This window comes from Cohnella kolymensis, assembly GCF_000829465.1.
Classification (GTDB): Bacteria; Bacillota; Bacilli; order Paenibacillales; family Paenibacillaceae; genus Cohnella; species Cohnella kolymensis.
The window spans coordinates 126,193-138,531 of record NZ_JXAL01000034.1 but is presented as its reverse complement, the minus strand read 5'-3'; the positions used below and the strand labels follow the sequence as shown (position 1 = coordinate 138,531).

At 48.3% G+C, this 12,339-nt stretch carries 14 protein-coding genes; 5 read left to right on the top strand and 9 right to left on the bottom strand.

The features are described from left to right. Positions 1 to 48: 48 nt before the first annotated feature. The 3 genes from SD71_RS21445 to SD71_RS21435 form a co-directional block, all read right to left on the bottom strand. Positions 49 to 1,365 carry an NAD(P)-binding domain-containing protein gene (locus SD71_RS21445; RefSeq protein WP_082034401.1) on the bottom strand — a complete coding sequence of 439 codons (1,317 nt, stop codon included), beginning with the start codon at positions 1,363 to 1,365 and terminating at the stop codon, positions 49 to 51. Between the two features lie 54 nt (positions 1,366 to 1,419). Continuing rightward, complete coding sequence (locus SD71_RS21440; protein WP_041067909.1) at positions 1,420 to 1,623, bottom strand: hypothetical protein; 204 nt, start codon at positions 1,621 to 1,623, stop codon at positions 1,420 to 1,422. A gap of 105 nt (positions 1,624 to 1,728) precedes the next feature. After that, positions 1,729 to 2,076, bottom strand: a complete 348-nt coding sequence (locus tag SD71_RS21435; RefSeq protein ID WP_041067907.1) for an ArsR/SmtB family transcription factor — start codon at positions 2,074 to 2,076, stop codon at positions 1,729 to 1,731. Positions 2,077 to 2,272: 196 nt separating this feature from the next. On the opposite strand from SD71_RS21435, the gene SD71_RS21430 reads away from it, so the two are divergent. From SD71_RS21430 to arsC, 3 genes are read left to right on the top strand one after another with little or no spacing between them, the layout of a single operon-like run. Then, positions 2,273 to 2,587: an ArsR/SmtB family transcription factor gene (locus SD71_RS21430; RefSeq protein WP_041067905.1), complete on the top strand. Its 315-nt coding sequence runs from the start codon at positions 2,273 to 2,275 to the stop codon at positions 2,585 to 2,587. 13 nt (positions 2,588 to 2,600) lie between these two features. Continuing rightward, positions 2,601 to 3,893, top strand: coding sequence for an arsenic transporter (locus tag SD71_RS21425; RefSeq protein ID WP_041067903.1), 1,293 nt, complete (start codon positions 2,601 to 2,603; stop codon positions 3,891 to 3,893). A gap of 28 nt (positions 3,894 to 3,921) precedes the next feature. Further along, the gene (gene arsC, locus SD71_RS21420; protein ID WP_041067901.1) at positions 3,922 to 4,344 is read left to right on the top strand and encodes an arsenate reductase (thioredoxin); all 423 of its coding nucleotides are present in this window, start codon (positions 3,922 to 3,924) and stop codon (positions 4,342 to 4,344) included. A 39-nt stretch (positions 4,345 to 4,383) separates the two neighbouring features. Here arsC and SD71_RS21415 read toward each other — a convergent pair whose 3' ends face one another. From SD71_RS21415 to SD71_RS21405, 3 genes are all read right to left on the bottom strand, one after another. Then, positions 4,384 to 4,575 carry a hypothetical protein gene (locus SD71_RS21415; RefSeq protein ID WP_041067898.1) on the bottom strand — a complete coding sequence of 64 codons (192 nt, stop codon included), beginning with the start codon at positions 4,573 to 4,575 and terminating at the stop codon, positions 4,384 to 4,386. 79 nt (positions 4,576 to 4,654) lie between these two features. Then, positions 4,655 to 5,533, bottom strand: a complete 879-nt coding sequence (locus SD71_RS21410) for a DUF5667 domain-containing protein (protein ID WP_041067896.1) — start codon at positions 5,531 to 5,533, stop codon at positions 4,655 to 4,657. Positions 5,534 to 5,639: 106 nt separating this feature from the next. Continuing rightward, a complete protein-coding gene (locus SD71_RS21405) occupies positions 5,640 to 6,080 on the bottom strand; it encodes a kanamycin nucleotidyltransferase C-terminal domain-containing protein (protein ID WP_268747779.1) in 441 nt (146 codons plus the stop codon). A 253-nt stretch (positions 6,081 to 6,333) separates the two neighbouring features. Between SD71_RS21405 and SD71_RS21400 the strand changes: the two genes are divergently transcribed. Next, positions 6,334 to 6,978: a metal-dependent hydrolase gene (locus SD71_RS21400; RefSeq protein WP_041067894.1), complete on the top strand. Its 645-nt coding sequence runs from the start codon at positions 6,334 to 6,336 to the stop codon at positions 6,976 to 6,978. 110 nt (positions 6,979 to 7,088) lie between these two features. Then, complete coding sequence (locus SD71_RS21395; RefSeq protein ID WP_041067892.1) at positions 7,089 to 7,505, top strand: hypothetical protein; 417 nt, start codon at positions 7,089 to 7,091, stop codon at positions 7,503 to 7,505. A 10-nt stretch (positions 7,506 to 7,515) separates the two neighbouring features. Here the strand turns inward: SD71_RS21395 and SD71_RS21390 are convergent, their stop codons facing one another. The 3 genes from SD71_RS21390 to SD71_RS21380 form a co-directional block, all read right to left on the bottom strand. Beyond that, on the bottom strand, positions 7,516 to 8,499 hold the full coding sequence (locus tag SD71_RS21390) for a VPS10 domain-containing protein (RefSeq protein ID WP_041067890.1): 984 nt from the start codon (positions 8,497 to 8,499) through the stop codon (positions 7,516 to 7,518). A gap of 93 nt (positions 8,500 to 8,592) precedes the next feature. Then, positions 8,593 to 10,209 (bottom strand): glycoside hydrolase family 13 protein, encoded by a 1,617-nt coding sequence (locus tag SD71_RS21385; protein WP_041067888.1) that lies wholly within the window; start codon positions 10,207 to 10,209, stop codon positions 8,593 to 8,595. A 12-nt stretch (positions 10,210 to 10,221) separates the two neighbouring features. Beyond that, a complete protein-coding gene (locus SD71_RS21380; protein ID WP_041067886.1) occupies positions 10,222 to 12,306 on the bottom strand; it encodes an amylo-alpha-1,6-glucosidase in 2,085 nt (694 codons plus the stop codon). Positions 12,307 to 12,339 lie beyond the last annotated feature (33 nt).

The window sequence follows — 12,339 nt, the reverse complement described above, 5'->3', positions numbered from 1 at the left end:
GCGTCGGATCAGGAAGTTATTCCTGCGGTTCACCCGAAGCAAGCTTACTTAGCAGCACGTACTCTTGGTTTTTAGCTGGATCTGTACGGGGATGCCGCAACACGAAGAATCAGATGCCGGCCCACCTACTTTGCAGACGCCTGTTTCCGGTAATTTAAGTTCAACTTGTCGGGCAGCATTCCAATCGCCGGCTAGAGCCGCTGCAACGCTGCGAACTTGCTCGTATCCCGTGGCCATTAAGAAAGTCGGCGCTCGCCCGTAGCTCTTGGAGCCGACGATATAAAGGTTCTTTTCTGGCTGACGCAGCTCGAACTCGCCATGCGGTCTCACGGTGCCGCAGCTATGGATGTTGGGATCGATCAGATCAGCCAGGGCAGGCACGCTTTCCAAGGCCGGATCGGCCTGATATCTAAGTTCCCTGAGGAAGGTAAAGTCAGGTCTTGCGCCCGTATTCACCACGATTTCATCAATTCCCGGCAACGTGTATTCCACACCGTTCAATGTGCCGATCAGGCTGACTTGATTGCCGGCTTGCTGCAGTTTCTGAACCAGGAACGGAGTATGAACCCGCACCTTACCCTGCTCAACCAGAGTTTTGACTCTCTGTCCCAGCTCGCCTCGTGCCGGTAAATCGTCTGCCTCCCCGCCTCCGTAAGTTTCCGAAGCGGATTTTCTCAGTATCCAATGTATTTCAGTGTCCGGATTAAGGAGCTGAAGCTGATGCAGTTCCAAAATGGTGTTGATCGCAGAATGACCGCTGCCCACTACAGCAATTGATTTACCGACATAGCGCCCGTCCTGGGCGTTACTCGTATCTTGAATGCCGTAATACACATGAGCAGACAGCTGCTGTTCCCCTTCGGCGAAGTCTCCGCTCGCACCGATCGGATTTGGCGTGTTCCATGTTCCTGTTGAATCGATGATGGCAGACGCCTCGATCCTCCGCATTTCACCGGATGTCTCGAATACAATTTCAAAAGGTACAGAATCTCTGCCGAGAGTTTTCATTTTATCCATATCTTTGCGGTGAATGGATTTAACATCCGCTCCCGTTATGATGAACGGCTTGATCTGGGGAAGACGGGAAAGCGGCAATAAATATTCCGTGATCAAGGCCTCGCCGGTTGGAAGCACATTTTTGTCGGGAAACTGCCAACCGCTTTGGGTTAACAACTCAGCTGCAGCACGGTCGACATTGAATTCCCAAGCTGAAAACAATCTGACGTGGCGCCACTTCCACACCGATGCGCCGACTGAATCCCCTTTTTCCAGCAAAATAAACGGTTGTTGTCTTTGCGCTAAATGCGCGGCAGCAGCCATACCTACCGGGCCGCCGCCTATGATCGCAATCGGTAAACTGTTCATAGTTTTTTCTCCTCAACTATTAATCAAAATATTTTGATTTATTGCACAAAAAAATTAACAGGTCGCGCAGCAGCATTCCTGGTTAATGGTGTTCCGCTTGCTGATCGTCTTATGGCTGAATTTTGCAGCAAGGCGATCGAATAACGAAGGCGTATGCGCTTTTGTTTTTGCAAGAACCCATGCGTTCCGTAATTTTTTGTCAAGTTGTGATTGCTTCTGCCTCATCAGTTGTTCCGCCGCGTAAGGATTGATGTTCATTTTTCATCTTCCCCTAACTTAATCAATTTTTTTTGATTTATCTCTCGCATTAAAATTACCATGATTTTCAAGTGCTGTCAATCACTTTATCAAAAAAAATTTGATTTAACAACAATCCTTATTATTCACTTCATCTTTTCGGAAAATACAGCACAACTCCGGCGACAGCAAACCGTTCACTTCCGCTTGATTCAATTCATAATAGCTCCAGGTGCCTTTAGTCTCGCGACGGATCAGGCCGGCATCAAGTAAGATCTTGAGATGATACGAAAGCTTGGATTGAGGCATATCCACAATGTCGGACAAATCGCACACACAGGTATTCCCTCTTTGCGTGAGTTCATGCATGATTTGCAGCCTCTTCTGGTCTGCCAGGGCTTTAAATTTCGCCTCATATTTAGAAAAATCAACCGACTTTGCGGGTTCAACTAATAGAGGAAGTTCTTTAATCATACAGTTGCACCTCCTGCATCAAATTCTTTTGATGAACACATCGTACCATGTTAAAGTTAACCAATCAATATTTAATCAATTATTTTTGATTAAATATTGAGATAAAATAATTCGTCACTAATATAATTGTTTACTTATTTTCACCGGCGTGTATAATACATATTGTTTACGCAGCTCATACAGAAAGGGATGAAACATGGCTACACTTACGGAGATGTCTGATTTATTGAAGATCATATCGGATAAGACCCGGTTGACCATCCTCGCGTTACTTAAAGAAAGGGAGATGTGTGTCTGCGACATCGTAGAGATTCTGCAAACCACACAGCCCAATGTCAGCCAACATTTAAAAAAGTTAAAAACCATCGGCCTTGTTAACGAGACACGCCGAAGTCACTGGATTTACTACTCTTTAAACGTAGAAGATAAACCTTATGTGAAACAGGTTTTATCGGAACTCCCTTCTATGAAAAAAGATGTCGACGATCTTAGTCCCGATAACTGCAACTAACACAGGAGGCATTATGCTAGCACTTGCATCGGTTATTTTCCTTATCACCCTGGTTTTTGTAATATGGCAGCCAAGAGGTCTGAACATCGGCTGGTCCGCTAGCGCGGGAGCGGTGATCGCACTGCTCTGCGGAGTCGTTAACTTTCATGATGTCTGGGAAGTGACGCAGATCGTCTGGAACGCCACATTGGCTTTCGTAGCTGTCATTCTCATTTCCTTGATCCTTGATGAAATCGGCTTTTTCGAATGGGCCGCGCTTCATATGGCACGTTTTGCAAAAGGCAACGGCAATCTGATGTTCGTATATGTCGTGCTGCTTGGTGCCGCTGTTGCCGCATTCTTCGCGAACGATGGCGCTGCACTCATATTGACACCCATTGTACTGGCGATGGTGCGTGCGCTTAAATTCGATGAGCGGATGATTCTCCCGTTTATTATGGCGAGCGGGTTTATTTCGGATACCGCTTCCTTGCCATTGGTCGTCAGCAACCTGGTGAATATCGTGTCTGCAGATTTCTTCGACATCGGTTTTGTCAAATATGCAAGCCGCATGATTATCCCCACCTTCTTCTCTGTTGCTGCAAGCTTGCTTGTCCTTTATCTATTTTTCCGGGGAAGCATTCCTAAACATTACGACTTGTCGCAATTGAAAAAGCCGGGTGAGGCGATCAAGGATCCGCGCTTATTCCGGATCTCATGGATCGTATTGGCCGTACTGCTGGCCGCATATCTTTCCAGCGAATTCATTAACCTGCCGGTGTCCATCATTGCAGGTGTTGTGGCGATTATCTTCTTGCTCCTGGCACGGCAAACTCCCGAGATTCACACCTGGAAAATAGTCAAAGGAGCGCCTTGGGCGGTTGTTGTCTTTTCCATCGGAATGTATGTTGTCGTATACGGTCTGCGCAATGTCGGATTGACCGATCGCCTGGGCGAGGTTTTCCAATGGACTGCTGATCAGGGGCTGTTTGCGGCAACGGTGGGATCGGGATTCATCGCTGCGATTCTCTCATCTATTATGAACAACATGCCTACCGTCATGATCGACGCCTTGGCGATTCATAACACGAACACCGGCGGTACTTTACGTGAAGCTTTGGTTTATGCGAATGTTATTGGCTCGGATTTAGGACCGAAAATCACTCCAATCGGCTCCCTGGCCACTCTCCTCTGGCTGCACGTGCTTTCAAGCAAAGGCGTAAAAATCAGCTGGGGCTATTACTTTAAAGTTGGGATTGTATTAACGGTGCCTGTATTGTTCATCACTTTAACCGGGCTTTACCTTTGGTTAAATATCATTGCCTGATCAATTGATAACGAAGGAGATTGAACAAATGGAAAAACCGCTTGTGTATTTCTTATGTACGGGGAATTCTTGCAGGAGCCAAATAGCTGACGGGTTTTTGAACACTTTAGGTGCAGATAAATACGAGGTGAAGAGCGCCGGACTGGAAGCACACGGATTGAACCCTCGAGCGGTCCAGGTTATGAGAGAAGCAGGCGTTGACATTTCTAACCACACATCGAATGTGATCGATCCGGACACACTGAACCGCGCAGCTTACGTGATTACCCTTTGCGGCCATGCCGACGAGCATTGTCCTGTCATTTCTAACAAGAACGTAATCAAATGGCACTGGGGCTTCGACGATCCGGCGAAAGCGACCGGTACTGAAGAAGAAATTATCACGCAGTTTCGCCAGGTTCGTGATTCCATCAAAGCGCGTATTGAAAAGTTCGTTCAAGAAGGCAAATGAGACAGAGAAAGACCTCAACGCGGAGTTGAGGTCTTTGTTTTATTTACGCAAGTTATGTTGGTCGATCAGCTTGTTCTGTTGATCCATAAAGTTGTTCGTTCCGGTTGCTTTGTCCTGTTTCCACTCCGGATGTCCTGCACCCTGCTTGCCTTCAACGAATGCTTTAAAATTGGCGGATCGTTCGTCTTTGCCATTATGCTTTGTCGGTATCTTCTTTTGGTCGGGAACCATTAAGCTTAGCCACCTCCTGATGGTTGGACGTAGCCTTTATTACCCGGATGAAGGCTGGCAAAAACATGCAGTTAACCGGTTACTTATTATCGCCTTTGGATTTCTCATGAGACTCTTTGCGTTCTTTTTTGGACTGTTCATGAGCCATTTTCCGATCATGCTTGTATTGCTCTTGCGCCGCTTTACGCTCGGACTTCATTTTTTCTTGCATCGCTTTCCGATCCTCGTCTTTATCGCCGGAATCCTCATCATCATTTTTATCTTCATCTTCGAATCGTTTTTGATCGTCATCATTTTCAACTTGTTCAGTCTTTACCGGCTTAGCTTGAAGCTGTACTTCTACTTCAGTTAACCCGGTTTTCTGTTCTTCCGGCTCACCCGGTTGTTCGATAATGATCAATAACTTTGCTTTGCTCTTCTTGATATTTTTGGCCAAAGCGGCTTTTGCTTTCGGATTCTTTACTTTTGCCATTACGATCGTCAAAGCTTCGATATTATGGCGAAGCTGATCCTGAATTTCCTCGTTGCTCTCATTTTCATCGGACTGCAAGCTTTCTTCAATTTCTTGGTCTTGCTCAGCAACAGATTGCTGCAACGTTTCCACAGCGAGGTCCGTTTTTCCTTTAATAATCAGAACCTCTGCTCTCTTGATGCGCTCTTGAGTGATAACGGAATGAAGCTTTGCTTGCTTCACCTGGTCATCTGTCAACACGATTTCTATCTTAATCACGATTGTTTTGAACAGATAGAAGAAATCGGCAGGCAATTCGGATAAGTTGGATTGTGGTGCGGTTGTCGTTACGGAACTCTCGGTGCTGCCTGTTACGGGTGCGGGAGCAGTCGATTCATGTGCTGCCGTTTGGGTCTCGTTGGCAAAAGCGCTTGTTGTGCCGATTCCCATCGCCAATACGGCGGACAAGATAGTGTTTGTGATAAGCTTGATCGATTTCGGCTTCATTTGAAGTCCCCTTTGCTGTGTGTTAGGTATGTATTCGAGTTGTCAGTCATACTATTCGGGGACATTCGTTGTTTTTTGTCGGTAGACGGGAAAAAAGACGGTTGGTTTAAAATGGAAGACTCTCGCTCTTATAGTTGATGCCAAGCTCCTCAAACCATTTGTTTAAGCCGAGCCACAGATTTTCACAGCATAAATAAACTCTCTCTTTATCGCTGAAGTTCCCATTGATCACATACATAACCATTTCTTTATAGCCTTCCGGCTGTAATGCCATGTGTAGAGACTCACTATAGGTTTTCGCCCTTGTGCTGAAGTATTTCTTGTTCGCCAGCCCGATCAGTTTCGCCGTCTGCCAGCTTAAGTCTCTCGCTCCGACGGACAAATAATCCACATTTCCGTTCGCCCGCGCGTTTCTTATTTTGCCCATCGTCTCATACGGTTCCCAGATCATAAATTCTCTCATGACGCTTTTGATCTCTTCTGACGTAAATGCTAAAGGCAAAACTTGCAGCTCTTCAAAAATATGTTCCGGATCGTATAAAGGCAAAATGTGAATAAAAGACCGCAATCGATTCTTTAAACCTGCTCAACAGCCTACTTGCAATTTCATTGGCCATTTTAAGCTTTTCTTCTCTCGTCGTGGCATAGGGATAGTCCAGCATTTCATACACCTCTCTCACGATAATACTCGCTATGAATCTACTCTTGTTTGCATACAGCGTTGCGTGCTAAAATTACGCAGCAAACGTATGTTTGCCTTTTAACCAACTTCAGTCAGTCAGCGGAGGGAACTTGGAACTATGAAAGGATCGACTCATTTTGCAATCGGAGCTGCGATAGGGGCGGCGGCCAGCTTGTATTACCCTTTCAGCTTCAACAATGCTGCTTTGTACCTGTCTGTGGCGAGCTTTTCTGCTTTATCCGCGGATCTGGATGGGACCAGTCTGCTTAGCAGCACGCTCGGCAAAGTCTCGAAATCTTTGCGAGACATTGTGCTTTGGGCGGGCGTTCTCCTGAGTGGAGTGACGGCATATCTCTACTTCATGGACGATCGCATCCATCTGACGGTATCCGTAGTGGCGGTGACGCTCTTGCTGCTCGGTTTTGTCAGCAAAGAAGGCATCATTCGCAATATCCTTGTAAGCATGGTTGGTTTGGGTTTGCTCTACGCGGGTTGGTATTCCGAGCTGAATTGGCTAATGGGACTGGGTGGTTTTGTCGCCTGGGTGCCTTGGTTGAAGCACCGCGGTTTGACGCATACGATTTGGGCCGTGATGCTGTGGGGAGCATTAGGGTGGGGTCTTCAGAACCACCTTCAAGTCCCTGGGATTATGTCGGTTTCCATTGCCGGTTACGTTTCGCATCTGTTGGCAGACACGTTCACTCCAGCCGGTGTGAAATGGTTATTTCCACTTTATAATCGATCAATCAAGTTTCGTGTCTGAAGAGTTTCAAACTCGATCGCTCGCAGGAGCAGGCCTATCACATTTAGGCTTGAATCTACATACGATATTGTTAGGCGTCTGCCGAGTATGGGGCGAGAAGGTGTTATTTGTTGAGGCAACAGCAGAGATGGCAGCCTGTTGTTACAGAGCTGTACGCGAGCTTATATGGCGAGCAAATGGTTTGTTCTTTCAGCACCCAGTTGTTCCACATCCCCGAAACAAAAGACTTAAAGGGAAATGCGGAAATGCATACGCATCTCGTCCCTGCATCCTATCATCGTGTGACAGCAATGGGATCCGCACAGAGGTTCATGAACGGGGAGACGGAGCATTCCATTCTGGAAACTTTGACTGGATGTATCCAAAAAGCAGAGTTAAGAGATCGCAATGTTCGTTCCGGTTTGGCTGTGATGAAGGATGCCGCTCCCGATCAGTACAAACCTGTTATTGATCACATCATACAGTGGCAGGATTACACAGAGCTGCATTTGCGAAACGCCAAACAATTGATAGCTTCCATCACTTAAACAAAATCATTTACAATGATGCTGCTTTCATACGCCATACCTTAGGCACCCGATCGGAAATCGGTGACCAAGTCATCCCTGCGTCATTACTGTAATAAATGATACTTTCACGGCTTGTAACATCGGCAGCGTAGAACAATACATCAGGCAGGCGGGGATGTAACGCTAAATTATCCGACGGTTTTGCTGCGAATAACCCTTTACCCACGGGCAGCCATACTGTACCTTCATCATCGCTGCGGTATAATGGGCTGTCGCCGTCATCTGCGTATATGTAAACTCTGCCGGGAGTAAACGGGTCGAAAGCAATGCCGTGAACATATTTGCCTTTCATGACCGGAACCATATGCCAAGTCATTCCGCCGTCCCGGCTCTCAAGCAATCCTTCCCCTGCGCCGGCAAGTACATGTGCGGCATTGTTCGGATTATATGAGATCCGGTGAAGGTCATAGCCGGCTAATGTATCTTGCCAACTCTCGCCGCCGTTCAAGCTATACACTAAGGCGCCTTGTTCAACGCCGGCGAGTACTTGCTGCACATTGTGCGGATGAAAGGCAATGCCGTGGATATGTCCGCTATAAAATGGAGGATGAAAAAACCTCCACGATTTTCGACTTGGAACTTGTCCGATACCGTTGAGCGCCGTAAAGGATACACCATCATCTGTCGATTTATAAATCATCGCCGGCTCAGTCCCGACCCAAATCACTTTCGGATCATTCGGTTGATGAACGACATCCCACACCCACTGTTCTGCAAAACCGACCTTCTCGACCTGTTGTCCATAATCATTCGTACGGTACAACCCCCAACCTCTCAGACCGCAGCCGATGTAGGCGTGATCAGACTGTGCAGGATGCACGGCGATCGCCCTCACTGCATTTCCTTGCAAGCCCCTGCCGACGAGTTTCAAGGACTGGCTTTGATCCACTCGATAGACGAGTAGCCCGTCTTCGGTGCCCAGGTACAATACGCAATTCGACGAAGCGTTCATACGATACCTCCCCTGAACGGTTTCCTATTAATGTAAATATAACAGAAAAAAAATCAAAAAATACAGACCGCTGAGCGCAGTCTGTATTTTTTGTCAGCGTATGCGATATACTCGGGCTTCGTACGGCTTCAGCAGTAACCCTTCACTGCCACCGGACGTTTCCGGATAATTCCGTATGATAACTTCCCCTAAGCTGGAGTTCACATTGTCCGGCAGGCGGCACTGTGCCTCCTCATCCGAAATGTTCAGAACAACGAGCCATCTTTCACTTTCTAAAGTACGATAATAAGCATAAATTTGGTCGTCTTCGTCCAGAATCGGCTCATAACTGCCGTACACCATCACTTCGTTGTCTTTACGCAGTCGGATCAACTTCTGATAGTGATAAAATACGGAGTCCGGATCCGCGAGCGCCTTCTCCACATTGATCTCGGAACAGTTCGGATTCACCTTCAACCATGGAGAGCCTTGGCTGAACCCGGCATTTGGCGTTTCGTCCCACTGCATCGGCGTTCTTGAGTTGTCCCTGGTCAGATGGAGCAAGCTTTCGAACACTTCCTGCGGGTCTCTTCCTTTGCCGACTTCTTCTTTATACTTGTTTTTCATCGCTATGTCATCGTAATCGTCAATCGAGGGAAAACGGACACCCGTCATCCCGATTTCTTCGCCCTGGTACACATAAGGCATGCCAGGCAGCGTATGCAGCATGGTGGCGAAGCATTTGGCGGATTCGACACGGTATTCCGAGTCGTTGCCGAAGCGGGTGACGAGCCTTGTATGATCATGGTTATTCAAAAATTGCGAATTCCAGCCTCTTCCCCACATGCCGTCATACCAGCGCTTCTGAATTTCCTTGAAACGCTGCATGTCCCAATGCGCCATGTAATCACAGACTTCGAAGTGAAACAATGTATGTAGCTCACCCCGATCTTCGCCTACATAGAGAAGCCCGTCCTCCGGCGTGACGAATGGAATTTCACCTACCGTAAACACGTCATAATGTCTCAATACTTGATCGTTCATCTCTTTGAGATATTCATGAATGCCGGGGTTGTTGCCAAGGTAAGAGATATTCTCGGGATTCTCCGCGTCCGGGAACCCTTCCTGCTTGGCCAGCAAGTTGATGACATCCATGCGGAAGCCGTCAATCCCTTTATCCAGCCAAAAACGCATCATCTCGTAGATTTCTTCCCGCACCTTCGGATTGCTCCAGTTCAAGTCGGGCTGCTCGACGGCAAAAGAGTGAAAATAGTACTCTCCTGTGCGTTCATCCCATTCCCATGTGGAAGTTGTAAAATAGGATCGCCAGTTATTCGTTTGCTGCGACCAGATGTAGTAATCCCTCTTCGGATTGTCTTTGGACGAACGGGACTCGATAAACCATGGATGCTGATCGGAGGTGTGATTCACGACCAGATCCATGATCAGCATCATACCTCGGGAATGAACTTCCTGCAAAAGCCGCTCGAAAGTTGCCATCGTTCCCGCCTTTTGCATGACGCCGCGGTAATCCGAGATATCGTAACCGTTGTCGACGTCAGGCGAACCGTAACAAGGATTGAGCCAGATGACGTCGGCACCGAGGGTGCGGATGTAATCCAACTTTTCGATAACACCTTGCAGGTCCCCGTATCCATCTCCGTTCGTGTCATAAAAACTGCGCCAATACACTTGATATACGACCGCTTTTTTCCACCATGTTTTGTTCATGATACTGCTCCTTTACGGCATGACGATAAGATTGAAACCCGTCGTATTGGAAATAACGTCCACATTCACGCTCTCTGAAGATTCGGCTGCTCGTGTTATCCTGACGGCTAAATGTCCGGATCCGATGGAGATGTTGGTGACCGTCAGTTCATTGAACGCTTCAGGCAGGAGCGGATTCAATACGATTGTTTGTTCCAGTGCGTCCGGTACGAGACCGAGCATCGCCTGTACAAAGACGATGGAAGTTGCAGCTGCCCATGCCTGCGGCGAGCACGTGGTCGGGTAAGGCACCGGTGAACCGACCGAAGAGTCATAGCCGCAGAACAGCTCCGGCAGCCGTTGGTATTCGAAAGATTCGGACGCTTTCAGCAACCCGGAGATCACTTGCCCGGCCTGCCTTTTCATCCCCGTTCGGCTCAGACCGAGCAGAATCATCCCGTTATCGTGAGGCCAGACGCTTCCGTTATGATAGCTCATCGGATAGTAGCCTGTGGAATCGGTGCTCATGGTGCGAATTCCATAGCCGTTAAACATGTCCTTCGCGGTTAAGCGCTTTGCCACAAGTTCAGCCCGGGACGTATCCGGAAGTCCGCTCATCAGCAGATGTCCCGGGTTGGAAGTGACAGAACGTACTTGCCGCCCGTTTTTGTCCAATGCCACGGCATAGAACCGTTCATCTTCCATCCAGAACGCCTTCTCGAATCGCTCCTTGAGTTCAAAGGCTTCCTTGTCCAGCCGCATGGCGAGCCGGGTGTCCCCAAGCTTGGTGAAGATCGGTGACAGACTTTTCTTCGCCTGATACACATACCCTTGTACTTCGGATAATGCAATCGGCGAAGAGGCGTATTCGCCGGATTCGTGCACGATGGAGTTGGGCGAATCTTTCCAGCCCTGATTCGGGAACCCCTTCTCGGCTTCCTGGCTGTATGTCAAGAACCCGGTTTCCGCTCTGCCGGCGTAGCTGTCGATCCATTCCAACGCGCGCACAATGTTGGATTTCAGTTCTTCCACCAATGATGCGTCGCCTGTCCAGCGAACATATTCGCCGATGAGCACTAAAAACAATGGTGTAGAGTCCGCTGATCCGTAATAAGGCGCAAATGGTGACTGATTCGTGTTTACCAGCTCGCCGAAGCGGATTTCATGCATGATTTTACCCGGCTCTTCATCTCTCTCGGGATCTACTTTCTCCCCTTGATAAGCGGCCAGCGTTCTGAGTGTGCTTTTGACTTGAGCAGGATTCAGCGGGAGCATGAATAGGGACGTTATAAGGCTGTCACGTCCGAAGGGAACCGCAAACCACGGGAGGCCGGCAACCGGCATCTCGCCACATCCGACATCCGTCATGAGCAGGCGTAAATCTTGTACGCCCCGGCGGTAAAAATCGTCAAACACCGGCACATCGGAGTTAGCTTGTGCGCCTTCGTTGTACCAGAGATCATAGGATTGTTCCAGTTTACGCAGGCCTTCATCGAAAGGCAATACAGACGATTTCTGTTCGTTCAGCAAAGGTCGAACCGTAAAACAAACCTGCTTCGACTCCTTAGGGTCCAAGCTAACCGCAAAGTGGACGCAGCCGTCCGCTCCGGCTTTCGTGCCTTCCTGCCAATCCCACTCGATTTGCGTCTCTCTCAGGATGTCGTCCTTTCCTTGGTAGCGGATGGACATGCCGCGCTCGCCGATCTCCCGCCCGATGATTTCTCCAACATCTCCGGTACGGTATTTGCGGACGATAAACATATCCTGAAAATCAGCATCGAAAGCGGCTGCAAAATCGCAGCTTACAGCCCTTGGAAAGTAGTTGGTCAGCGATACGCGCTCATATAGAATACCGTCGTAGATATAGCGTTCACGGAGGATTTCGATTGCGCCTTCATCCTTGCTTACTTTCATCAACCGAATGGATGCAAAATAGCTTTTATCGGCGTTCGATGCCAGAAGCGTCGGCTTTTCTCCGTCGATGAACAGCTCCATGCGGCTTAGAAAACGGGTATCTTTCGTATACAGCCCGTGTCCGGCATCGTCGTTGCCATTGATATCCCCATTCACGTCGGTGAGGAAAAACAAATCCCCTTCCTTGATTACGCGATAGTCCATGAATCCCGCCTCATTCCGCTTAGAGTAAATGTT

What these genes read in the sequence shown, in the direction of transcription:
- SD71_RS21440 (WP_041067909.1), bottom strand. Translation starts at nt 1,623, where the DNA reads ATGAACATCAATCCTTACGCGGCGGAACAACTGATGAGGCAGAAGCAA.
- SD71_RS21415 (WP_041067898.1), bottom strand. Translation starts at nt 4,575, where the DNA reads ATGGTTCCCGACCAAAAGAAGATACCGACAAAGCATAATGGCAAAGAC.
- SD71_RS21400 (WP_041067894.1), top strand. Translation starts at nt 6,334, where the DNA reads ATGAAAGGATCGACTCATTTTGCAATCGGAGCTGCGATAGGGGCGGCG.
- SD71_RS21430 (WP_041067905.1), top strand. Translation starts at nt 2,273, where the DNA reads ATGGCTACACTTACGGAGATGTCTGATTTATTGAAGATCATATCGGAT.
- SD71_RS21390 (WP_041067890.1), bottom strand. Translation starts at nt 8,499, where the DNA reads ATGAACGCTTCGTCGAATTGCGTATTGTACCTGGGCACCGAAGACGGG.
- SD71_RS21435 (WP_041067907.1), bottom strand. Translation starts at nt 2,076, where the DNA reads ATGATTAAAGAACTTCCTCTATTAGTTGAACCCGCAAAGTCGGTTGAT.
- SD71_RS21385 (WP_041067888.1), bottom strand. Translation starts at nt 10,209, where the DNA reads ATGAACAAAACATGGTGGAAAAAAGCGGTCGTATATCAAGTGTATTGG.
- SD71_RS21410 (WP_041067896.1), bottom strand. Translation starts at nt 5,533, where the DNA reads ATGAAGCCGAAATCGATCAAGCTTATCACAAACACTATCTTGTCCGCC.
- arsC (WP_041067901.1), top strand. Translation starts at nt 3,922, where the DNA reads ATGGAAAAACCGCTTGTGTATTTCTTATGTACGGGGAATTCTTGCAGG.
- SD71_RS21445 (WP_082034401.1), bottom strand. Translation starts at nt 1,365, where the DNA reads ATGAACAGTTTACCGATTGCGATCATAGGCGGCGGCCCGGTAGGTATG.
- SD71_RS21380 (WP_041067886.1), bottom strand. Translation starts at nt 12,306, where the DNA reads ATGGACTATCGCGTAATCAAGGAAGGGGATTTGTTTTTCCTCACCGAC.
- SD71_RS21425 (WP_041067903.1), top strand. Translation starts at nt 2,601, where the DNA reads ATGCTAGCACTTGCATCGGTTATTTTCCTTATCACCCTGGTTTTTGTA.